This is a genomic window from Candidatus Kapaibacterium sp., from assembly GCA_025059875.1.
In the GTDB taxonomy this organism is placed as follows: Bacteria; Bacteroidota; Ignavibacteria; order Kapaibacteriales; family HRBIN21; genus HRBIN21.
Genome location: JANXCT010000002.1, coordinates 96,822 through 120,038, shown reverse-complemented (window position 1 = coordinate 120,038; position 23,217 = coordinate 96,822). Strand labels below are relative to the sequence as shown.

The following is a 23,217-nucleotide window of genomic DNA, read 5'->3' as shown; positions in this document are numbered from 1 at the left end:
ATGGACAACCGTATCCCTACGGGTCAGCGTCCTCTGAAGGCATACGAAAACCAAGACTTCTTACGCAGCCGAGACGCTCGCATACTGCGGATCGTCGCAGAGTACCTCTACCCAGAGCAGCGCCTGCGGAAGTTCCAGATTCGCAACACTATTGTCTTCTGGGGATCGGCACGCTGCCTATCTGAAGAGGAATTTCAGCATCAATGGAACGCCATACAAGCACAGCGGGAATGGCGTAAAGGCGGCACGACAGAGCTGGAGAAGCGCCTCCAAGAGCTTCAGCGTCTCCACATACTGACGCGCTACTATGAAGAAGCCCGGCTCTTGGCACGAATGCTAACTGAGTGGTCTCTCACTCTCCCTCCAGCTCGTCGCTTCGTGATTTGCTCTGGGGGAGGACCAGGGATTATGGAGGCAGCGAACCGTGGTGCTTATGAAGCAGGGGGCATTTCGATTGGTCTAGGGATCAGTCTCCCACACGAACAAGTTACTAACCCCTACATCACTCCCGAGCTGAACTTTGAGTTCCACTACTTCTTCATGCGGAAGTTTTGGTTCGTCTACTTAGCTAAGGCGATGGTGCTCTTCCCGGGCGGTTTCGGAACTATGGACGAGCTCATGGAAGTACTGACGCTCGTGCAGACCCAGAAGATTCGCCGTCGACTTCCCATCCTCCTGTACGGAGAGGACTTTTGGCGCAAGGTGATCAATTTCGACTACATGGCAGAAGTAGGGGTCATTGCCCCGGAAGACCTAAAGCTAATAACGTACGCTAACTCTCCGCAGGAAGCCTTCGCCTACCTGCAAGAGCATCTGCGGACCGTACATGGACTCGGTGCGCCATACGAGCAAGCACCGTAGAGGTAGAACAGGGGAAGGATAGGTGGGCTATGCAGGCACTTTTGCTCTGCTTCCTTACGTTCCCATTGGTCGGGATTACTGGAGAGTTACGCTTGACACCGGAGCGACCGCAACGCGGTAGTTCCATCTCGGTTGAGTATACCCCTGACTCTGGCCGTTTCGCTCCTGGCGAGCATCTCTGGCTGTACGTGTATGAGTTCCGTGATGGGGAAGCTTACCCTTTCCTCCGGGAGATCTCGCTGGAATACCAGCACACCACGAAGAAGCACATTGCTGCCTTCCGGCTGGACACAGCAACCGTCTTCGCGCTCTGCAAAGTTGGGACAGAGAGACTCTTCGATACACGTCAGGGACGACTGTGGGAGATCCTCGTCTATGAGCACGAAGAACCTCTCCATGGGGCCCTGCTGCAGGCAGCGCTGACCCGTTTTGGTACGCTGCAAGAAGGTGGGTGGCGGCGGGCTCCGAACCTTTGGGAAGCGGAGAGCCTCCTTCAGCAGGCTGTGCGACGCTTCCCAGAGAGCTTTGCTGCTCGCGTCTGGCTCCTTGCTGTCCAAGGACGGCTAGGTCGGATCAGTGCGCAAGACCAAGAGCAACGACTCCGGGAGCTCTTGCAGCAGCCATATCCTGAAACGAATCCTGCTGACGTTCGAGCAGCTCTGTGGGCCTTGGGTCGCCTCCGCGAACGGCGGAGGATGGAGCTGCTGGAAGAGCGCATCCTCCAGAGGTTTCCGCAGTGGGAGCTGAGCCGTGAGATCTTAGCGGTCCGCCTCAACCGCGCTGCTATTGCTCAGGAGTACAGAGCTACTGCCCAGCGCTTCCTCCGAATGTACCCGCCAGAGGAGCCCGGCTACGAGGAGATGTACCTCGCTCTCGTCCGAGCGTTCCTCCAGCACGACCATCCAGACAGCGCCGCTGCCGTAACCCGACAATTTCCTCGTGCCCCCGCCGCTGCCTATGCTGAGATTGCCGACTACTGGCTGGAACAGAATCGCCCCGAAGAAGCTGAGCGGTGGGTACGTCAGATGCGCCAAGCCTTCAGTCAGCAGCGCTTGGTCCGTCTCCACCGGAAGCCTCAGTACGTCAGCAGTGCTGAATGGGAACGGGGGAATCGGCTCCTAGAGGGGATGGTCTTAGCAACGGAGGCCCGACTCCTACGGCAGCAGAAGCGGATTGAGGAAGCAATCCAACGCTTTCAGGAAGCTCTCTCTGTCTACCGCGAAGATGCTCCCGTGGTACTCTACGAGCAGCTTGTCGACGCTTTCCGAGTCCTAGGGCAGCACAAGAATGCCTTTGCTGTCTGTACCCAGGCAATTCTGAGCTCCCGTGACAGCGATACTCTCTGGAGCCAGTTCCGGGAGCTCTTCCTCCAGCTCGTCCGCCGGGATTCTCTAGAGCTGCAAGAGCAAATGTTCCGCCTGCAGGAACAGGCTGCAGTACGTCGCCGCCAACTGCTCTGGAGCGAGCGTCTGGAATGGAGTGTTCCTGCTCCCATTGCTACTGCTCCGCTTGTCTCCCTGCGGGGAGACACGCTGACGTTGGCACAGCTACGTGGCAAGACCGTGCTCCTAGACTTCTGGGCGACCTGGTGTCGTCCATGCAAGGAGTCGCTCCCGTACCTGCAGAAGCTCTGGGAGCTCTACCGAGACCGGACAGATGTCTACATCATTGCCGTTAATGTCTGGGAGCCATCGGAAGACCGCTCTGCCAAGGTCCGCAACTTCCTCCAAGACGGAGCTTACGACGGACTGCCTGTGTACATAGACCCAACCGACGCCATACCTGTTGGCTTAGGAGTGACCGCTGTTCCAACCCAGGTCCTCATTGACCGCAATGGGCTTGTTCAGTTCCGGACGGTAGGGTATACCAATCCCGCAGCGTACTTTCGGAGTCTCCAGGACATGCTAGAGGCTGCACTACAGCAGCGGTGAAGACGGAGTCCAACTAGCAGTAGCGGGGCAATGCGGTTAGTAGCCTATGCCCTCAGCTTCTGTTTCCTAACCACAGCGTTGCTGCCGCAGACCCAAGTCGCCTTTCTAGGCGGATTGGCAACCCCTAGTGAGGCGATCAACGATGTGTACAATACGCGTGACATCCGCTCTGGGGACACACTACGGTCGTTGGTGCGGGAAGCCGTACGCCTGGGATATCAGCTTGGGGTTCGCACGAGCGTAGCCCTTTCGGAGCGCTTCCGCTTCCTCAGCAGCATCTCTCTTGTCCGCTTCCCAACTAGCCGTCTGTATGTCACTGACCCTCAGTCAGGAGATACGCTCGTGGTGCTCGTCTCTGTGCAGAACCTCGTCCCCATCTGTCTGGGAATAGAGTTTGTTCCCCTACCATACGCCGTACGGCTCTCTTTGAGCACCCAACTGAGCTACACCATTCTCAACTCTTCAACCGACCTGGAAAGGGGGCAAATCTCCGTGCCACTTGTTCTTGGCACACGGAACGAACACCGGATAGGGGCTGACGCAGGGATAGGGCTGGGAATTCAACTCGGGCCTGTTGGACTTGGTCTAGAGGCCAGGTACGCTATTGCCAACCTCATAGGGCGGAGTAGCGGAGAAGAGCAGAAACGATACCTGTCCGTACTGCTCTCGGTTGCTCTGGGTCTGTAGCTCAGAGGGCTACTAGCACAGCTGCCCGCTCGGCTGGTGTCAAAATGCGCCACTCTCCAGGCCGGAGCGTCCAGAGTTGGAAGTCTCCAATCTGTACCCGCAGGAGCCGAAGGGTGGGATGTCCGATAGCAGCAGTCATTCGGCGGACTTGATGATACTTGCCCTCAGTAAGCTCTAGGGCAATCCAACTGGTGGGGATGGTTTTGCGGAAACGGATGGGAGGAGTGCGGGGTGGTACAGGAGGCGGAGGAGAGAGGATCCAGGCCTTGCATGGTTGGGTTCGGTATCCGCCGGCAATTCGGACACCTTGGCGTAGTCGTTCCAGCTCCTCATCCGTGGGGATACCCTCTACCTGCGCCCAGTAGACGCGTCGATGGCAGAAGCGTGGATGGAGAAGGCGGTAGTTCAGCCATGGTTCATCACTCAGCAGCAACAGTCCTTCGCTTTCCGCATCCAGCCGACCAATTGGATAGACCCCTGGAGGGAACCCAAACTCTGCGAGAGTCCGGAAGCGAGAACCTGAGATCGGCGTAAATTGAGAAAGCACGCCGTACGGCTTGTAGAACCCAATGAGCATGTCTCTGCGCCGCCACCGGGAATACCGAGCTCGGAGTCTTTGACGGACCAGCCCCCTCATGTCGTCTCTGGTACCAAGGCAGCTCGTAGCCCTCTTCCAGCAGGCCTACGCTGAGCGTGCTCACCTCATTGAGCAGCGACTCGAGGAGTTTGCTGCTGTCGGTCAACAGCCCGAGGCAACGTTCTACGAGCTCTGCTACTGTCTCTGTACAGCTCTGACGAAAGCGAGTCATGCGATTGCTGCCATAGAGAAACTCCGACGATGCGACTTCTACCGCCACCCGCTACCGCTAGAGGACATAGAGGGTCTCCTTCGGGATCCTTCACACTACATCCGCTTCCACCGCACGAAAGCTCGCCGCCTTCTCCTGGCGCACCAGCTCTTTCCGAGGCTCTGGAAGCTACGTCATACACCTCAGCCAGTTACTGTACTGCGGCGCCAACTCGTGGTGGAGGTACCCGGATTCGGGATGAAGGAAGCTTCTCATTTCCTGCGAAACACTGGGGAGAGGCACTTAGCAGTCCTCGACCGACATGTCGTACGCTGGATGCAGCGCTTAGGCTACACTGTGCGCCTATCAGGCTCAGTTAAGGAATATGAGCAGGCAGAGGGGCTCTTCTGCCGCATTGCCTTCGAGCTGGGCTTCCCACCAGCAGCACTGGATTTGCTCTGGTGGAGCTTGGAGACAGGTGAGGTACTACGATGAAGTGGCCTTTAGTGCTCTCCGCACTCGCCAATGACCGACGACACGGCTCTACAGAGCTCCTCCGGCGTTTCACCGCCCTTTGCCGAAAGATGGCGGCAGAGGGAGCCTCGGCAGAGGAGTTCCGCCATGCGGCACATCGGTTGGCTACGGCGCACGCTTCAATGGCGCTCCTCTGGAATCTCTATCTCCGCTTTGAGGATCTCTCTGGATCAACAGCTAGGGACTTTGTCCATGCAGCCTCGGAATTCTACCAGTTGGTTGAGTCACACGTTCGAGAAGCAGCTCGTATTGGAGCATCCGCTATCCCGAACGGCTCAACTCTCCTCCTCCACTCGTCTAGTTCCCAGGTTCGGCTCCTCTTGCAGGAAGCGAAGACGCTTGGCAAGCGCTTACACTTGTTCTGCACACTTTCAGAGCCAGGCAGAGAAGGGGTTCGACTAGCTCAATGGGCCCATTCGGCAGGATTCCCCGTCGTGCTTCTGGCCGAATCTCAGTTAAGCGCTGTCATCTCCGAAGTACACCTCCTCCTCATCGGCTCGGATGCTCTATGCTATGACGGTGTCGTCCACAAGGTCGGCACTGCGCTGTTAGCCTACATCTTGTGGTTAGAACATCGGCCTCTCTGGGCTGTGAGCTGCGGAGAAAAGCTCCTGCAACGCCGCTGGAGTCCAGAAATGGCGGGCACAGCTCCACCGTTGACCTCACGCCCGCTCACTCAGATAAGGGTGCTCTACGATTGCACCCCGTGGGAGCATGTAGCATTTGTGGTTACGGAACAGGGTCTCCAGAGTGCTAGCGATTTCCGAGCGCGCGTCTTTGCACAAGCTCCTACGCCCTAAAAGCCCTACTCCTCTGCCTCCTCCGCTATGCTCCCGAGGTCCACCAAGAGGGAGAAGCGCATCGTACCCGCTAGTGGGTGGTTTTCCTCGATGGTGTTGATGTAGTTGAAGTCCAGCGTAAACATGTCGTATCGGATGCCTGCCCCAAAAGTCATAAAGCGCCGATTACCCAACCGGGAAGGCTCTGTGAAGTATCCTATCCGCAGCGCTACAGTCTGCTGGTACCAATACTCCATCCCCATCGCAAGCTCAACCCCAGGGTTCCGCCAGGCAGTGATGAAGGAAGTCGGTAGGGCGTCAGAGCCTAGGCTGTCCCGGCGTACCATGAGTTTGGCGATGTCCACAGCGAACTTTAGGTCGTTGAACTCGTCCTTCACGGCTTGTACCCCTAGGCCCAGTCGTAGATTGGTTGGCAGGGGGTCAGCTTCGTTACGGTAGGTGATCTTCGGACCGATGTTCTGGATGTTGATCCCAAGGGAGATCCGCCGTCCGAGGTCAAGGCCACCTACCGAGAGCTGCGATGGCTTCCACAGCAGCCCAAGGTCAAAGCTACCGCTTGTTCCAACCCCTGCCACAGACTCGCCGGGAGCTGCCGGTGCCAGGTTGGAGCGAATGAAGCGGAGCTGGATGCCAGCTCCGACATCATCGGCAACCAGGGTGCCATAGGAGACGCCCAACGTGAACTCGTTCGAGCGGAAGGTCCCAAGGACATTCCCGAGGTTGTCTGTGCGAACGAACTCGCCCAAGTTCATGAGGATGAAGTTGACAGCCACAGTGCCATCAACCTGTGGGAGGTACTGTCCAGCGGTGACGTAACTGTAGAAGAGGTCGGCGTTGAACTGGGGGAGCCAGCGGGAGAAGCTTAAGGCAATCTGGCGTCGCTTCTGAAAGCCCAAGCCCCCCGGATTCCAGTAGATGGCGTTGATGTTGTCTGCCAGTGCTGTGCCGGCTTCACCCATACCGCTAGCTCGGGCATCGGGGGCTATGAGAAGGAAGGGGACTGCAGCTGCCCCTGCCTGTGCCCAGGCCACGACACTACTACTTACAAGCAGGGCGATGACAAGAATCCTGCGGACCATTGCTGTCTCTGCACTGTGGGACTATCGAATGACGTGAAATATCCGGACTGTCTCACCAGTTGCCGGAGGCCGCAAACGCACTCCATAGACGTAAGTCCCCGTTGTTACGGGTGTACCTTCGCTCGTGCGCCCATCCCAGAGAATCTCCACCCGCCGGGTAGGCAGGGCAAGGAAGGCTTGTCGGTGGAGGATCCTCCCTTGCAAGTCGGCAATGAGCAGCTCAGCTTGTTGTGGCTCTACACCAGTGTAGAGGAAGCTGAACCGCACTGGGAAGCCTGTGGCAGGATTCGGGAACACATCGGCAGCCTCTAGGCCTGGTTGGGAAGGGATCCGAAATACTGTCTCTGCTGTTGAAGGATTGCCGTAGACATCCCAGGCTCGGACTCGCACGCGATGGAGGCCTGGAACCAGTCCGACGAGAGGCTTGCGAACAACTCCAGCTCCTGGTCGCTCGATCATTGGCTGGAATAGCGGGGTGAGGTCTATCGCGAACGGGCTCTCATCCACCCATGCCTCGATGCGGCGTCCTAATGTTGCCGCAGTATGGATCCCTGACTCGTCCCATATCTCCGCAACGAGCTCTGGGACAGTGCGCACGACATCTCCAGGGCGGAAGCTTGGATCGTCTAGGTAGAGCCGAATCCGGGGACCTGTAGTGTCCCGCTCCTCCGGCACTTGGAACCCAGCGAACCGAAGGCTAGCGAAGAGACCTGCTGCAGAGGCTGTCCCGTCGTGAGAAAAGGCAACCACGAACAACTTCCCGGGCAGTTCAGAGAAGCTCAGCTCGCTCGGTATCACGAATGAAGCCGTCCAGCGTCCATCTTTGACAGCATAGATACCCTGGTGCAGCGTACCTCCAAGCTTCGTGAACGAGTGGATGGTTGTGTACCCGCCGAAGGTCTCCGGCACAGCCACGGAAACTGGTGCATCGGTCAAGAGCAGGTAGAGCGTGCCTGAGAATTGCTCGGCTGGCTGTCCCACCGGTGATAGGACACGGCCACTGAGGCGGAGCTGGGACCAGGCAGCCACTGGTGGAAGCGAGTCAGTCACAGCCCTCCCGTTGACGGAGTCGACACTAAGCCAGCCGGTGGGGAAGAGGAGTCGAAGGGTGGGATCTGCCAGTAGGACATACTTGCGGTCGTTGAGGGCATCGAACTGCTGCAGCTTTGTTGCCATATGGACAAGCCCTAGGGGAGCGAAAGAACTGTCCGGTTGGCGCTGGAAGAGTAGACGGTAGAAATGGCTCATAATCGCAGCGTTCGGGGTAGGGTAGACCAGCCGCGATGCAGCAAATACTCCGATGGCTCCACCGGAGCGGCTTAGTACCATCGCCTCCGCACCGCTCGGGACCTGCGGATTGTCGAAGCGAGCAAAATCACATGTCGCAGCTGTCAAGAAGAAGAGCCGGTCGGCATTCCGGAAGAGTGGAATGGTCGTCTCTCGCTCTAGCACCTGTTCGTGGGCCCAGAGGCGAGGATTGCCGTGACCGATCCAGTTGAGGAGGATTGTGCCAGCATTAACCGATGCTACCAAGTCCTGAGTCACTCTGGGCTTACGGCGTCCCCCAGGAACATTCTCTGTTGGGTACTCCGCGAGATAGAGCTTCCGCTGGATGAGGAAAGCTGGCAATTGACGACTGAGGTCCTCACTCTGCCCAGTGTGCAGCGTATAGTCGCTTCCGCCGCTGGTTGGTCCGTCGTCAGCAACGAGCGTGATGGTAGTCCGCCAGATACCCGGGGCTGAACGTTGCTCGTAGCTCCGGATTTTATCCACCATCCACCGGCCCTCAGCGTCGGAAGTTATAGGGATTCGGCCCAAGGCGATATCTGGCAGCGGGTCCTCACCTACAAGCCAGGTGTAGTAGTCGTCCGTGGTGTAGCTCAAGATGGCGTTGTAGACGATTTGCCCATCGAGCGAGCCGGTCTGAGGGATGTGGGATTGGTACGTTAGCACGTAGTTGGGCTGTTGGGTTGAGACGTTCTTGTAGTCGTGGTGACCGTCTCCCCAGAGGAGGACAAAGAGCGGCGGAGGCTGCCATGCAGTTAGGGCAAACGTCAAGAAGTTCCTCACAGCCGTTGGATCAGCAATCCCTGCTGCGAACTCATTCGCAATAGCATCCACAGTGACGACGATCCCTTGGAGCCCGGTAGCTTCACGGTAGCGTCGGTATTCCTCAGCAGATTGCTGGAGGGCAGGGTGGGTGATGATCACCAATGGCACTCCTCGACGACGGTCACGCAATCCCGCGACCTGTGTCCGCTCGATTTCGGGACTCAGCAACCGAGCGCTCAGAAAGAAGCGGCGTGGCCGGTTGCGCTCTTGGGAGGTCCGGAAGACGAAGGTACCGGAGGAGTGGGCTAAGTTCTGTAGTAGGAGTGGACGGCGCCGGTCTGTGACATCAAAGCCCCAAACCTCCCTGTCTGAAAAGCCAGGGATGCTAATCTCAATCACACCTTCCCACTGAGGCTCAGTGAAGACTTCCAAAACATCGTTGTGGGCAGCGAAGCGGCGAGGATAGTGGATCTCAACCCAATCAATGTGCCCAAAGCCTGAGCCTGACTGTGGAGTATAGACGAACCGAAGCACACTGCGTTCCTCCCTAGCCAGTAGCTCTGCTGGGATTTCCACTGTGATGGGAGCAGTGGCTACGGCTTCGGTGTAACCAGCCGTGGCACGCAGGCTCCCTTCCCATAGCATCCGTTCTCTCTCGAAGACGCGGAACCGGGCCAGTACCGCTGCACGATTGACGACGACGAACCGATAGCGCACCTTCCCCGATCGCTCCAATCCCGGCAATGGGGTAGTGAGGACCACTGGGAGTGAAGGGTCGACAATCTGTCCAAACCAATCCTGCCCTGATGGAAGTGTGAAGGGGTTATAGAGCTCCTCCTCCCGAAACAGTCGAGCGGTAAAAGAGCTCGGGCGGTAGATACTGTCCGCTGCAGGGGGTGGGAGGGGCGTAGCACGCAACCCTGGCCCTCCGCCCCAGGTCAGCAGGTAGACGTTGGCATCAGTGTAAGGGTTCACGAAGTGCTCAAACTCTCCGGCTCGATACCGAAAGCCTGATGGTGCAGCCCCATAGAAGATGATCTCCGAGAGCTGTCCATCAGCCGTTGTGCGGACCACAATGGGCTGTTCCACAACGTGCTCTTCCAACGCTGTGGCAACAGCCTCCGGCAGCGGTTCCCCACCTGTACCGAACAGCTTCAGTGTCGGGATGTCGTTTGGAGCAATCTGAATACCGAGCTGACGGAGCTGCTCGGCCGTAATTCGGTAGACTCCCTCCTCCCGCACCTTAACTCGAAGCCATGTCCCAGAGGAGAGCTCTCTCCACCCCTGTAGGACGACTCGTTGCCCTTGCGGAACAGCTACGCTGGCATACCAGCTATGAGCAACTTCATCATTCAGCGTCCACCGAATCCCTAGGCGTTCCCTTAACCCCAACCAGTTCGGTGGTGGGACAGCGCGCTCAGGAAGGAACCGAACCCGGACCTCTATACCCCGAAGGACCTCCGTCACCCCAAGCTCAGGAACGGGAAGAGCACAACGCAAGCGGACGTACCCCACATGTCGGTCCCGAGCTACGCCGCCGTAGACGAGCTCTGCCCATCGCTCCGGCACGGGACCCATTAGCAGTGACCCGCCCCAGCGTAGGGCTAGTTCACGAACTGTTGGCGGCAGTCCTTGGGAGCGTGAGCTCTCAACCCTGAGTATCTCTATACCGCCGAGTGCATCCGGCCCTGGAACTGTAATCGGGAACTCAACGACTGGAACCACCCAATCCTCCGACGATCTCCCACGCAGCTCTGCTGCTTGGATGCTCAAAAATGCCGGAATACCGTGCTTTGGAACCCCCTGCACTGGGTGATAGGTAAACCGAAGCTCCTCCGTCGAGGAGAGGATGACTTTGACACCCGGATGCTGCCCTCCGGCATTAGTTCCCACGCTGAAGAGGATAGCACACCACCATACCGGCCAATATCGCATGGAGAGCAGAGAGGCTATCGAACACCGTCACTGTCGCCTATCGCTCCACCCATGGCTGTCTCACTTTGCTGGCTTCCTAAAACGACCGAACTATAGGCTTCGTGTAAAAAAATGCCCTGCCATCTGGGGAAGGCGATGGCAAGGCATGCAGCATAGAGAGGAAGTGGCGACTCGCGTCGCTGAGCGGGAAACGGGACTCGAACCCGCGACCCCGACCTTGGCAAGGTCGTGCTCTACCAACTGAGCTATTCCCGCATTCGCTTGCCGGACGCAAAAATACAAAGCTGGACCCATATCCTCGACATCCCGTCCGGATCAGCAGCGGAAGAGCCGGGCATAGCTCTCTACCTCTAGCGCAAAGCGTTCCGCAAGGGCCGACGATAGAGGGTTCTCCCATGGCATCCGCTCCGGATGCCACTGCACAGCAATTAGGAAGCCTCGGTCTTCTGGATTGGCCCACTCGAAGGCCTCTACAACCCCATCTGGAGCAAGGGCAGAGGGCATGAAGACGGGAGCTAGTTCTTCAACCGCTTGGTGATGGGCGCTGGCAACTTCGGACTGCTCTACATGGGTGTACTTCCAGAGGAGCGTTGCTGGTAGCACGGTGACGTCGTGGATAGAGTCTTTGCCCTCCACTTTCCAGTGGGTAACCGGGGTCTGACGCTGAGTTGGTAGGTCAGCAATCAAGGTCCCGCCGAAGGCGACGTTGAGGACCTGAGCTCCGCGGCAGATAGCCAGGATTGGCATCTTGAGCTCAACTGCCTGCTGGATGGCTCTCAGCTCCAGCTCATCCCGCTCCTCGTCCGGGGTCTCCGTACACAGCGGAGCGTATTCCGGTCGGCCATAGCGGTAGGGTGCGATGTCTGGCCCCCCAGTCAGCACGAGCCCAGCACACTCCTGTAAAGCCTCTACGGGGTCTTGCACAGCGGAAATATCCACAGCCACCATCTCAGGAATCACCCGGTAAAGCCACTCGACGTAGTTCCTATACTTCGGCTCACCGCTCGCCTTTGAGAACGCAACCCGGAGCTCCATGTACTCTCCGCGGGACTTCTACAACAAACTCTATCCCTGAACTGCCTAGCTTCACAGTTCGACTTCTACCCAAATAGAGCGGTTCAGGAAACGCCCCTCGGGGAGGTCTTCTGGGAACTTGCGAGCCGCTGGCAGCGGCAGTGTCTGGACCTGCAGTCCCGGAGCAAGACGGCGGAGGAACTCCGCCGTTCGCTGAGCACGCTCGGCCGTGAGCTCGACATTCCGGCGCTCTGTGCCAAGCGCGTCGCTACTGCCGTAAATCCTCACGCGGGCCTGTCGAGGAAGGATGGCTACCAGTTGCCTCAAACGTTCCTCTACCTCCGAGGTTAGGACTGAGCTGTTGTAGTCAAAGCGGAGGATTGCCCGAAAGCGCCGTGTATCGAGAAGGACACTATCGCGAGGATACTCCTGTAGCGCTAGCTCCATATGGGCATCTGTGGCAGTGCCTGCTGATGGAACCGTGGCTGAGACAACGAGTGGTAGCCCCGGACTCTCAGCAGGGAGGCGGCACTGTAGGGGGAGCTCAACAACACCATCATGGCACGGCAAGCGTAGCAGGGTATCACTGCACGACGCTCGAAGCTCAAGGCTAGCTCTTTCATCGAAACTGCGGCAATCAATACGCAGGCGTGCCACCCCTACGAACTCGCTGAACAACTGTTGTCGCACGTACTCTATCGAGGCAGCATTCTGGATGACGATATCCACCCGCCGATTCTCAGCCCGCCCCTCTGGATACGCGGGGTTAGAAGGAACTCGCGGCAGCAGGCGCCATCTCGTGCTGATCCGCCCTGCAGGAACCCCAAGGGCTTGGAGAGCTTGTGAGACAGCCTCACACCGCTGTCGAGCAAGCTCCTCTCCTCCGGACTCATCCTCTGCTGACGTTGCACCCTCCAGCACCACCTGAGCTGCAGGATTGCGGCGCAAGACTTCTGCAACGTACGGGAGCACATAGCGGTGTGCTGTCAGCGGGTCTAGGCTGAAGATCTCCTCCAGCGGGACATTACGCCGTACGTATCGCTCAGGGACACGGGCAGAGTCGTGCTCGAAGAAGACCGCTGTGACAATCGGTGGTGTAGCCAGTAACTCATATCCCGTCCGCACGTAACCCGTAATCTCTGCGGGCTGGAGCGACAACAACGGCGGCTCAGGGCGGGGAGGCGGAGGTGGAGAAGGAGGTAGTAAAGGAGGTACAGGTAGAGGCGAAGATAAAGGAATCTCAAGGCGAATCCCTGTCTCCGCTCGCGCTGACCAGGGCCGCCATCGTGCATCGAGTAGGAAACTGGTGAGGTTGTACTCTACGACAGCCCGCTGTAGCCATCGGATACTTGCTCCGATGGAGACCGAATGCTCCAACCCAGCCGTCAGTCCTACGTGAGGAACGAGCAGGGGAGAGAAGGTTCCTTCTGCGAGGAGCCGAGTCCGTAGACGTCGTCCGTCGGGCATCAGAAACAGCACGGTGTCTGGAGATCGGATGTGCTCAACTTGGCGAAAGCGTGCAACGAGCGGCAGCCCGATGCGACCGCCAAGAACTGCTCGAAAACGCCTTCCAACTGGGAGGACAAGGGCTGGCTGGAGCTCTCCGACAAGCCATCGGCTCTCCAGCTGGGCTTCGGTTGTGACATCAAGGACATCACCCGTCACCGTATCCCGTATTGGGAAGGTAGTCTGGGTAACCAGTGTGCCCCCCCGCTGGCTCAGCAGGGCGGAAAGCTCTACTCGCAGCGGGGAGAGGACAGGGAACTCTACCCCAACTGCAGCACCCCAACCTTGTCCTGAACCGGACCGAAAGGTCCCGCAGTCAACAATGCCAGAGGTACTTCTGAGCTCTGCAGCATGCCATGTCTGAAGAAGGGCTGCACGGAGGGATAGGGACATCTGAGCCTGTAGCGCCGTTCCCCCAAGCCATCCTAGCGCAACGGCGGCTGCAACAACTATCACCATGAAACTCCTGCTACCCAACTCCTCGACAAAGTTAGGAAAGTTAGGACCCCCAACAGCGGCGCGCGTGCTATGCTAGGACTATACTCTGGTAACGTCCGTCTTTTAGCTCCGGGCGTGTTAGAACCGTTGATTCCAGATAGCGATGCAACCTCTAGAGGTGCCTTCCGTTAACGACGCATACATCCGCGAGGTATACCTACAGTACCTAGCAGACCCTGACTCCGTGCCTCCGGAGTGGCGCCAATACTTCGAAAGCCAGAGAACTAACGGTCGAGATGGTCTAACACTCCCGGCCCAGTCACAACCAGGGTTGGTCAGCGCCGTACCTTCGGACCGTCCATCCTGGCTTCTGCCGACGGATGAGCTTCTCCCACTGGATGGCGTTGCAGAGCGGATTGCCCAGAACATGGCGCGGAGCCTGACTGTGCCAACAGCCACCTCGTTCCGCGCTATTCCTGTCAAGCTCCTGGAGGAGAATCGGTGGTTGGCGAATCGCTATCTGCAGCGTCGCTCCCAGCCCAAGCTGAGCTTTACGCACTTCCTAGCTTGGGCTGTTGTCCAAGCGCTCAAGCGTTATCCCCATCTCAACGATGCCTGTGCTACGGTGGGAGGCCGACTTTACCGCGTCCGTCGTCACTCTCTCAATCTCGGCATTGCCGTTGATGTTGTCCGCAAGGATGGTAGCCGCTCACTGCTTGTTCCTGTCATTAGAGATGCCCAGACTCTCTCGTTCTCGGAGTTTGTCCGCCGCTATGACGAGCTTGTGGAGCGTGCACGGACAGGGCGTCTAACAATAGAAGAGCTTACTGGTGCCACGGTCTCACTGACGAATCCCGGTATGCTTGGCACTGTCATGTCGGTACCACGGCTGCCAGAAGGGCAGGGCCTCATTGTGGCTACAGGAGCCATCGCTTACCCAGCAGAGCTGCGAGCAACTCCCGCGGAAATCCTTGCACAGGTCACGCTCGGCAAAGTGCTAGTCGTCACAAGCACCTACGATCACCGAATTATCCAGGGTGCAGAATCTGGAGAGTTCCTGGCCTTCATCGAGCAGCTCCTGCTGGGGACGGAAGGCTTCTATGAGTCCATCTTCGGCGAACTCCGGCTACCCATGCCTCCGTTCCGTTGGGCAGAGGATACCACGGTAGAGCCTGGCGTCAAGGAGGAGCGACTAGCGCAATTGATCCGCTCGTACCGTGTCCGCGGCCATCTAATTGCGCAAACGAACCCTCTACGCGATACGTGGGACTACCATCCAGACCTTGACCCCGCGCACTACGGCTTCACTATCTGGGACCTAGACCGACACTTTCACACTGGCGGAGTAGGGGAGTACGAGAAGGCAACCTTACGGCAGGTTCTAGAAGTGCTCTGGGACTCTTACTGTGGTCCCATTGCAGTAGAATTCATGCACATCCAGGACCCTGAACGTCGCCGCTGGATACAAGAGCGGATGGAACGGCTCCGACATTCGATCCGCCTTTCGGACCAGCAGCGGCGCCGTGTCTACCAGAAGCTCCTGGAGGCAGAGATTTTTGAGCAGTTCCTACACCGCAAGTTCGTCGGACACAAGCGCTTTTCGCTGGAAGGCGGGGAGTCGTTACTCCCCCTGTTGGACACGATCCTCCAGAGAGCCATAGAGCTAGGGCTCGAGTACGCCGTCATTGGCATGGCCCATCGAGGGCGGCTCAACGTATTGGCCAACATCGTCGGGAAGTCTTTCCGGCGGATCTTCGATGAGTTTGAAGGAGAAGCCGATCCGCTCTCATTCCATGGCTCCGGTGATGTTAAGTACCACTTGGGGGCTCGTGGGCTCTACGTGCACCCTACAACAGGGCAGAGCTTGCAGCTCATCTTGGCCTCCAACCCCAGCCACTTAGAAGCGGTAGACCCAGTGGTAGAGGGCATGGCTAGAGCCCTTCAGGATCAGCTGGGCGATAGAGACCGCCGTCGTGTCCTCCCAATCCTCATCCATGGAGATGCGGCATTCGCAGGGCAGGGAATCGTTGCTGAGACCTTGAACCTCTCTAAGCTGGCGGGGTATACAACTGGCGGTACGGTCCACATTATCGTCAACAACCAGATTGGCTTCACCACTGAACCCGTGGACGCACGCTCCATGGTCTACCCAACAGATGTAGCAAAGATGGTCCAAGCCCCCATTTTCCACGTCAATGGCGACGACCCGGAGGCGGTGGTGACAGCTGCTCTTTTAGCCCTAGAGTATCGCATGAACTTCCATGAAGACGCTGTCATCGATCTCTTCTGCTATCGCAAGTACGGTCACAACGAGGCAGACGAGCCAACGTATACGCAACCCTTACTCTACCGCCGTATCCGCCATCATCCCAGTGTACGGCAGCTCTACAAGGAGCGCCTGCTTCGGGAGGGCATACTGACCGAAGCTGAGGAGCGACAGATGGCCGATGGCTTCCTCCAACAGCTCAATACAGCATTCTCAGAACGTCGTCCCCCTTCCGTCACCTCGCCTCCCCAAAGGACAGCTGTCACCACAGTGCTGCAACCTGTTATGACGGCAGTCCCACGTTCTGAACTACAAGCAGTGGCAGCTGCCTTAGGGCGCGTACCAGAGGACTTCCATCTGCATCCCAAGCTTCAGGAGCTCATCCGGTATCGCGCAACCGCTCTAGAACGCGGAGTCGACTGGGCGACGGCCGAACTGCTAGCCTTTGGAACCCTGCTCCTTGAAGGTTTCCCAGTCCGACTAAGTGGGCAAGACTCTCGGCGCGGTACCTTCAGTCAGCGCCATGCTGTGCTGATTGATGTGGAGACGGAGCGCGAGTACATCCCGCTCAACCATATCCTTCCCCAACAGAGGGCTTTCCTGGAGATATACGACAGTCCGCTCAGTGAGCTTGCTGTCTTAGGCTTTGAGTATGGCTACAGTATCCAGACTCTCCATGGTCTTACTATCTGGGAAGCCCAGTTTGGAGACTTCTCGAATGGCGCCCAGGTCATCATAGACCAGTTCATAAGCAGTGGGGAAGCTAAGTGGGGACAACAGAGCAACCTTGTCCTGTTACTTCCGCATGGGTACGAAGGACAGGGTCCAGAACACTCTAGCGCTCGTATCGAGCGATACCTTCAGCTCTGCGCCGATGGGAACATGTATGTCTGCATCCCTACGACCCCCGCTCAGTATTTCCACCTACTGAGACGTCAACTACTGTCCCCGGTCCGTAAACCTTTAGTCGTGCTGACACCCAAAAGCCTTCTGCGGCATCCGATGGTCGTTTCCCCAGTGACGGATCTCGTCGAAGGCTCATTTCAGGAGGTCCTCGACGATCCGCTCGTTGGACGTGATCCTTCAACGGTACGAACGATTCTGCTGTGTAGTGGCAAGGTTTTCTACGAGCTATGGGAGTACCGGAAGCTCCATGAGCGCTGGGATACAGCTCTTATCCGCGTGGAACAGCTCTTCCCAATCCACACAGAGAAGCTTTTCTCAGTTCTGCGTTGCTACCCTGCTGCCCGGCGGATAGTCTGGGTTCAGGAAGAGCCTCAAAATATGGGAGCATGGTCTCACATGGCCCTCTCCCTTGGACCAGTTCTCCACGCTAATTTTGGATGGGATCTATCATATGTTGGTCGCCCTGCTGGTGCCAGTCCAGCGACCGGTTCTTTCCTATTCCATGAGCAAGAACAGCGACGATTCATAGAGGCCTGCTTTTCATAGCGATCGAGGCCCATAGCTTACCTTGAGGCTGCCCAACCTGGCAATATCTACTCCTTCCCAATCTTTCAGCTTTTCGTATAGCGCTCCGTATCGAAGCCCATAAATGCTGACACGAACTGCAGAGAGTTGAAGGGCTTCCATGATGGCTGCTAAGATCAGGGTACCGCCCGGGAGTATATCGGCCCGTTGTGGATGGATAGCGGGATGGCGGCGCCTTTCTTCTATCGGAGTATTCCAGAGCCACTGAAGTAAACATGTAACCTCGTGGCGGGTCAACAGTGCACCATGCACCTCCCACCAGCGCTGGTAGGGGAGGCCTGCCAGAAGCCCAGCAAGAGTTATAGGTGTGCCAGCTACAGCATATGCGTGTCCCGGTAGTTGGGGAATAGGAGGAAGCCACTTCCGCAAGATATCGCTGACAAAACTCATAGATTCTTGGATGTCCCAGCCCTTAGCGTCTATGTGCTCCTGTAGCCATACTGCACCTATCGGGATCGAGACAAAGCTATTGATTTCCATTCTACTTCCGTAAACAATCTCAGTGCTACCCCCGCCGATGTCTACCACGGTGATAGGCCCATCTGGGAAATCACCAAAAACAGCGCCATAGAGACTCAGCCTAGCTTCTTCTGCTGGGGAAAGTATCACAACTGATGAGGGCGCTGTAAAATATTTCCTCAGTTTCTCAACGACATCAATGGCATTGAGCGATCGCCGAAACACTTCCGTACCTACCATCCAAATGAGAGCAACTTGGCGAATTAAGCATAAGTTGTTGTAAAACTTGACTACTTCGATTGCCCTCTCTATGCTGCTTTCCCGAATCCTGCCAGTTCGGGCTACATTCTCGCCGAGGCGAACGACAGCAACTCGGTCCTCCAACACGCTCAGGTGCTGTTCAGCCGCATCCCATTTCGCAACCAGCAACAAAAAAGTGTTCGTTCCCATATCTAATACAGCCCAACACCCCATCACTGCTTACGGAAGGCAAAGGCTATCCAATCGTTTTCTAACTCTTTTTCAACGACTTCGAACTCAAATTCCTCAAACCTCCTACAAATTCTTTCCGCGCTAACTACAAGGATTCCACTCATGACAGCAACTCCACCTTGTGGTAGGACCCCGTTAAATTTCGGCGCTAGCCGGTACAAGAGCTCGGCATCGAGGTTAGCCACAATCCCATCTACTTTGGGAAGGCCGAAGGTCTCAACATCACCTGACATGAGGAGAAACCTGTCCACTACGCGATTACGCAGTGCGTTATCACGGGCCTGCTGTAGAGCAAACGGATTGTTATCAATCGCATATACACAAGCTGCCCCACGCCGAAGCGCCAAGATCCCCAAAATTCCTGTACCCGTACCGACATCTAACCAAGTTGTGTTGGGAAGTAAATGACGAAGGAGGAGTTTGGCTGCTAGACGAGTGCTGGCATGATGGCCTGTTCCGAATGCGGTGCCAGGAACAATATGCAGAATATCACGAGCCGTAGGGTACATCGATGGCGTTGGGACTTCCGGGAAAGGATGGACAACGATATCGTCAGAGAGCCACACGGGAACTAACTGGCTCACCCACAGGGAATACCAATCCCGCGATGCTACAGTATGGACGGCATGCACGCAGCCAGGAGGTAGTAGCCCCACTATAGAGTGGTAGAAAGCGGTTTCTATCCGTTCCCAGCTGGAACTAGGAAAGTAGACCCGCAAGTATCCCTCTCCTTCCTCAATTCCAGTAGTGGGGAAGGGAGAAAGGAGTCCGTAGGCGATGGAAAGGTACTCCTCTGGAATCCGAAGCTCTACGCTAATGAAGTCCTCTACCATTGCGTCTGGTAAATCCAATCAAGCAGTGTCTGACCAACAACGCGCAAGGTTTCCGAGGAGATATTCTCAGGTGTGTCGCGTAAGGTATGCCAGTAGCGGCGCCGAGGATTAGGAGAGCGATTGCCGACGAGCTCAGCATCGATGATGACGATGGCCCGGTGTCCTCTCTGAATAAAGGGTACGTGATCGTCGTAGATCGGTCCAACAAGTTCGTTGCGAAACATCGTGGAGGAGTACCGAGCCCCCTTTTGCCACAGGCTTATCAAGAGGTTGGGTGCACTGTGCCACGAGTATTCTTCCCATGGGAACCACGCTTCTCGATCACCCACCAAGTCAACGACAATCACCCATGTCGGGGACCTCTGGAACGGATAGTTCTGGGCGGCATGTTGGGACCCTAAGCAGAAGTTCTCTAGATCCGATGCCTTGCCGTAGTCTTCTCCATCTAAGAGGAGCAAGTCTATACCAACCGGTGGAGGATGATGCTTTAAGATGCGGGCAATCTCCAGCAGCACTGCAACTCCACTGGCACCGTCATTAGCTCCTAGAATTGGTTGCTGCCGATTTCGCGGATCTGGATCTTCATCTGCGTATGGACGCGTGTCCCAGTGAGCACAGAGGAGTACCCGCTTAGAGAGCTCAGGCCGGAAGGAGGCTCCAACGTTGGTTAACTGCAGCAACTTGCCGTAGACTTGTCGGGAAAAGCGTTGCTCGAATACTGTGTCTGCATATTGCCTCAGGAACTCTACCAGGAACATGCGGCAGCTGTCATGTCCAGGGAGGCCAGGGGCTCGTGGCCCAAAGGTTACTTGACGTACAACGAGCTGGTAGGCATGATCGGCGTCGAATGAAGGCTGAGGAGTCTCTACCGACGCTGCAGTGTCGCTGTTCGTAACTCTAGAAAGAGAATGGCGTGCGGTGTCACAGCTCCACGCCACACCTATGATCCCAACGGCCAGGAACAGAATCGCAATCCTCGAACCCGACATTCGTCACCGCTACCTCGCAAAGCTCAATATCAGCCCAGAGAGACTAAGAGTGAAGAGCCAGTCGCAAAACTATAGCGTGTCGCTTGCTCGTCGTAGGCATTGATGGGACGCTCACCAATGGTAAACTCTACTGCTACCTGGCCCTCAAGTGAGGTACTCTGGTGTTTCCACGTCCACGACGGCTTGGGGATTCGCCCGGTGCAGCTGGTGGGGATCTCTGTCGCTCCACTCTCTCAAGAGGACTCACCCGCTATCAGTGTGCGTGCCCAGAAGCCGGGAGCCCCTGCTGCTTAATAGGAGTGGACGACGAGGCGGCTACCGTTTAGCAAGTAGCTGAAATGCTCTCCCTTGAACCGGAGGATGTTGTCTACATCGGTGATGATCTTACCGACCTTCCCGCCTTTCAAGTTATCGGCATCTCATCTTGCCCAGCAGATGCTATACCGGAAGTACGCTGGCAGGTTTCATACATCTGCCGACAGCCTGAAGGAAATGGAGCCGTTCGGGAGTTCTGCGAGTCAACCCTCAAAGTACAGCGCTGGGATCCTGAGGAGATCATTGCTGGCAAGTAGGTCTCACTACTCTCCACACCAACCATGGGCGAGCGGGGAAATGCATACTTCCAAGGATTCTTGACCGGTGTGTTCCTTGGAAGCTTCGTCGGAGCTATTACAGCACTGCTCCTTGCTCCGAAGAGCGGCCGCGAGCTACGGGCCGATATCCGTCGGCGCTCAGAAGAGCTCTACACGAAGGCACGCAAGCTGTTGGACGAGACTTCAGCGGAGGCCACCGAAGTGCTCAATGAAGCTCGGCAACGGGCTCAGGCCATCGTTCAGACTGCACAGGAACAGGCCGGTGCCCTTCTTAAAGGCGCTGAGCGGACTATTCAAGAGGCACGCGAAAGGGTGTCATCGACTACGGAACGCCTTCGGGAAGCAGTACAGGCAAGTTCCGAAGCCCTTCGCAGCGAGATAGAAGGAACCTCTCCGGCTCCGAAGACAGGGTAGGGACTGCCCATCAGGAGCTAGGGGAGAACCATGGAAACGTGGCTTTCTGTACTGATTGCCACAGCAGCGATTGTCTTGCTCACTATAGGATTCGTCCTGGTGCGGCTGCTCCTCCAACTTCAAAGGATCTTCCGCACCGTGGAAATCAGTCTCCATGACCTCCTCCGCTTGCTCGGTGAGCTTCGCCGAAGCCTCATTCCTGGTGTAGAAGCGATAACGACGGCTGCTCAGCGCTTTGACAGAATCCTCAACCAAGTAGAACCAAGCCTTGGAGCACTACAGCGCTTCCTGGCAATTCTGCAAGGAATCGCGGAGGACGTGCGCAGTCTGGAACAGAGAGTATACAGAAGGGTTGCTCCACCTCTGGAAGATGCTGCAGCCCTTATCAGCGGTATCCTCAAAGCTGCTGCTGTCTTCGTACGTGTTCTGACTCGTCGTCACCGGGCAATAACCGCGTAAAACCCTGGCTTAGGTGTCCCCAGCCAGGAACAGGAACGTAGCCAAACAGCCGTGCAGCGGAAAAGTAAGCCCCGAAGAGCAGGCCTGAGTACACGATATCTGCCATCAAGCTGTTACGGTAAAAAGGAAGGGCTGCGACGTAACAGGCTACTAGTCCCTCTATGGTCTTCGGGTACCAATCGGTCAGAAGCCAAACGGCAAAGTTTGTCACAATGAAGAAGATGAACGACGAGGCAAACACCACGGCTACCAACCGGCTTAAGCGGAACTTGAGCCTTAAGAAGCCCTGCGCCAAAGCAACCCCTATGGCAAAGCAACCGTAAACGACCGGAAGGGTAGGGTGGAAGGTGATCGTCCAGTCTCGGTTCAGAAATCCCAAAGCAATATCGCTCAGTGCCATGGCTCCGAGTGGAATTCCATAGGCCCAACCCGAACTTAACACCGTGCCTCCGAAGAGAGCTATCGCCATCATTGGGGTGAAGTTGGGAGGGTGGGGGAGTAGACGGCTCAGGGCTGCCAGTACAATAAGCCCAAGGGCAATTGACGTCTGCTTCCAACGGCCGTCTCTCTGCGACTTCATCTGGAATGCTGCCGAGGTTACAGAGTACAAAACTACTGCAGACATGGATAGCCGTGTATACCCTCAGCGTACCAGTGTTTTCAGGGGGCGCATATCGCTGGGAGCGCGGCTGGATCGACACCGTCGTCGCCTTTCGGCCTGGCAGTGGGCAGAACTTTGGCCAAGACAGCGCATACTACCCCCGGAACATATTTGGCCCGCCCGATACAGCAGCGCGGCCATCTTTGCCGTCAGCTAACCCCCACCAAATCCTCTCGCTTGGCATGGGGGGCGAAATCGTCGTTGGATTCCGAGGTAAGGTTATCGTGGACGGACCAGGTCCCGACTTCGTAATCTTTGAGAATGCCTTCGTGACGCCTCGCGGCAGAGTCTTCGTTGAGCCAGCACTGGTCAGCGTCAGCAAAGATGGAATTACATGGCAGAGCTTCCTGTGGGATAGCTTGACTCTGGAGGGCTGTGCGGGCAGGACTCCAACGAATGGCGCTGCTCAAGACTTGCTTGACCCTTCACAGAGTGGTGGGGATTGGTTTGATCTACAGGCTCTCAGCATTGACTCTGTGCGCTACATTCGGATTACCGACCTCACTATATGGCTAGCTCGGCAGCCGCAGCATCCCTTTTGGGACCCAACCTTGAGCGGCTTCGACCTAGACGCCATCGGGAGCCGGTATCTGGTGAGCTCTCCTACAGAGGTGCGGTCTATTCCCGAGACTTACACCACCGTAAGCTCCCAACTCTTGCTCCGTGAACCCTGCCTGCCTGCTGAGGGTCTAGGAAGTCTAGGAATTGCCCGAGGTGCACGCTACAGCATCTTCACCGTTGAAGGGCGCTGCCTCTCTGAGGGAACCATCAGGCAGCATCTGTGCCTCCCAGTCCGTGGACAACCTCTGCTACTGCGGATCTGTACCGGCAGGGAGCAACGCCAGTACGTGCTTCTCTGGCTCTGAGGGAGAGGTCGGGAAGCATGGACGAAGTATGGACGGGAGCATGAAGTTTACATAATGTCCCTTATCAGT

Annotated in this window: 19 protein-coding genes and 1 tRNA gene; 10 read left to right on the top strand and 10 right to left on the bottom strand. The window is 56.9% G+C overall.

The genetic code is table 11. The annotated features are described in order from the left end of the window. From NZ960_03165 to NZ960_03155, 3 genes are read left to right on the top strand one after another with little or no spacing between them, the layout of a single operon-like run. Positions 1-861, top strand: a complete 861-nt coding sequence (locus NZ960_03165; protein MCS7176615.1) for a TIGR00730 family Rossman fold protein — start codon at positions 1-3, stop codon at positions 859-861. 29 nt (positions 862-890) lie between these two features. After that, complete coding sequence (locus tag NZ960_03160; protein MCS7176614.1) at positions 891-2,792, top strand: TlpA family protein disulfide reductase; 1,902 nt, start codon at positions 891-893, stop codon at positions 2,790-2,792. Between the two features lie 30 nt (positions 2,793-2,822). Further along, a complete protein-coding gene (locus NZ960_03155) occupies positions 2,823-3,479 on the top strand; it encodes a hypothetical protein (GenBank protein MCS7176613.1) in 657 nt (218 codons plus the stop codon). Between the two features lies 1 nt (position 3,480). Here the strand turns inward: NZ960_03155 and NZ960_03150 are convergent, their stop codons facing one another. After that, positions 3,481-4,056 carry a pseudouridine synthase gene (locus NZ960_03150; GenBank protein ID MCS7176612.1) on the bottom strand — a complete coding sequence of 192 codons (576 nt, stop codon included), beginning with the start codon at positions 4,054-4,056 and terminating at the stop codon, positions 3,481-3,483. Between the two features lie 58 nt (positions 4,057-4,114). Here NZ960_03150 and NZ960_03145 point away from each other — a divergent pair, with 58 nt between their 5' ends. Beyond that, on the top strand, positions 4,115-4,762 hold the full coding sequence (locus NZ960_03145) for a hypothetical protein (protein MCS7176611.1): 648 nt from the start codon (positions 4,115-4,117) through the stop codon (positions 4,760-4,762). Continuing rightward, positions 4,759-5,601: a hypothetical protein gene (locus NZ960_03140; GenBank protein ID MCS7176610.1), complete on the top strand. Its 843-nt coding sequence runs from the start codon at positions 4,759-4,761 to the stop codon at positions 5,599-5,601. The genes NZ960_03145 and NZ960_03140 overlap by 4 nt, the downstream gene beginning before the upstream one ends. 5 nt (positions 5,602-5,606) lie before the next feature. Here NZ960_03140 and NZ960_03135 read toward each other — a convergent pair whose 3' ends face one another. The 5 genes from NZ960_03135 to NZ960_03115 all read right to left on the bottom strand — a co-directional run bounded on the left by NZ960_03135 (position 5,607) and on the right by NZ960_03115 (position 13,646). Further along, positions 5,607-6,680 carry a PorV/PorQ family protein gene (locus NZ960_03135; GenBank protein MCS7176609.1) on the bottom strand — a complete coding sequence of 358 codons (1,074 nt, stop codon included), beginning with the start codon at positions 6,678-6,680 and terminating at the stop codon, positions 5,607-5,609. A gap of 21 nt (positions 6,681-6,701) precedes the next feature. Then, on the bottom strand, positions 6,702-10,667 hold the full coding sequence (gene porU, locus NZ960_03130; GenBank protein ID MCS7176608.1) for a type IX secretion system sortase PorU: 3,966 nt from the start codon (positions 10,665-10,667) through the stop codon (positions 6,702-6,704). Positions 10,668-10,849: 182 nt separating this feature from the next. Next, positions 10,850-10,922: transfer RNA gene (locus NZ960_03125), tRNA-Gly, on the bottom strand. A 60-nt stretch (positions 10,923-10,982) separates the two neighbouring features. Continuing rightward, complete coding sequence (locus tag NZ960_03120) at positions 10,983-11,702, bottom strand: gamma-glutamyl-gamma-aminobutyrate hydrolase family protein (GenBank protein ID MCS7176607.1); 720 nt, start codon at positions 11,700-11,702, stop codon at positions 10,983-10,985. 51 nt (positions 11,703-11,753) lie between these two features. After that, the gene (locus NZ960_03115) at positions 11,754-13,646 is read right to left on the bottom strand and encodes an OmpA family protein (protein ID MCS7176606.1); all 1,893 of its coding nucleotides are present in this window, start codon (positions 13,644-13,646) and stop codon (positions 11,754-11,756) included. A gap of 142 nt (positions 13,647-13,788) precedes the next feature. Between NZ960_03115 and NZ960_03110 the strand changes: the two genes are divergently transcribed. Next, positions 13,789-17,343, top strand: coding sequence for a multifunctional oxoglutarate decarboxylase/oxoglutarate dehydrogenase thiamine pyrophosphate-binding subunit/dihydrolipoyllysine-residue succinyltransferase subunit (locus NZ960_03110; GenBank protein MCS7176605.1), 3,555 nt, complete (start codon positions 13,789-13,791; stop codon positions 17,341-17,343). On the opposite strand, the gene NZ960_03105 is transcribed toward NZ960_03110, so the two are convergent. From NZ960_03105 to NZ960_03095, 3 genes are read right to left on the bottom strand one after another with little or no spacing between them, the layout of a single operon-like run. Then, positions 17,338-18,291, bottom strand: a complete 954-nt coding sequence (locus NZ960_03105) for a hypothetical protein (protein ID MCS7176604.1) — start codon at positions 18,289-18,291, stop codon at positions 17,338-17,340. The genes NZ960_03110 and NZ960_03105 overlap by 6 nt on opposite strands. A gap of 23 nt (positions 18,292-18,314) precedes the next feature. Next, positions 18,315-19,166 (bottom strand): 50S ribosomal protein L11 methyltransferase, encoded by an 852-nt coding sequence (locus NZ960_03100; GenBank protein ID MCS7176603.1) that lies wholly within the window; start codon positions 19,164-19,166, stop codon positions 18,315-18,317. Beyond that, on the bottom strand, positions 19,160-20,155 hold the full coding sequence (locus NZ960_03095) for a M28 family peptidase (protein MCS7176602.1): 996 nt from the start codon (positions 20,153-20,155) through the stop codon (positions 19,160-19,162). Before NZ960_03095 ends, NZ960_03100 begins: the two co-directional genes overlap by 7 nt. A 338-nt stretch (positions 20,156-20,493) precedes the next feature. Between NZ960_03095 and NZ960_03090 the strand changes: the two genes are divergently transcribed. From NZ960_03090 to NZ960_03080, 3 genes are read left to right on the top strand one after another with little or no spacing between them, the layout of a single operon-like run. Next, entirely contained in the window at positions 20,494-20,727 is a 234-nt protein-coding gene (locus tag NZ960_03090) for an HAD hydrolase family protein (protein MCS7176601.1), read from the top strand. 24 nt (positions 20,728-20,751) lie between these two features. Further along, the gene (locus tag NZ960_03085) at positions 20,752-21,162 is read left to right on the top strand and encodes a YtxH domain-containing protein (protein ID MCS7176600.1); all 411 of its coding nucleotides are present in this window, start codon (positions 20,752-20,754) and stop codon (positions 21,160-21,162) included. A gap of 30 nt (positions 21,163-21,192) precedes the next feature. Then, positions 21,193-21,621 carry a hypothetical protein gene (locus tag NZ960_03080; protein MCS7176599.1) on the top strand — a complete coding sequence of 143 codons (429 nt, stop codon included), beginning with the start codon at positions 21,193-21,195 and terminating at the stop codon, positions 21,619-21,621. Here NZ960_03080 and NZ960_03075 read toward each other — a convergent pair. Then, positions 21,560-22,201 carry a hypothetical protein gene (locus NZ960_03075; GenBank protein MCS7176598.1) on the bottom strand — a complete coding sequence of 214 codons (642 nt, stop codon included), beginning with the start codon at positions 22,199-22,201 and terminating at the stop codon, positions 21,560-21,562. The genes NZ960_03080 and NZ960_03075 overlap by 62 nt on opposite strands. Positions 22,202-22,206: 5 nt before the next feature. On the opposite strand from NZ960_03075, the gene NZ960_03070 reads away from it, so the two are divergent. Further along, complete coding sequence (locus tag NZ960_03070; GenBank protein ID MCS7176597.1) at positions 22,207-23,148, top strand: hypothetical protein; 942 nt, start codon at positions 22,207-22,209, stop codon at positions 23,146-23,148. The last annotated feature ends 69 nt before the right edge of the window (positions 23,149-23,217 follow it).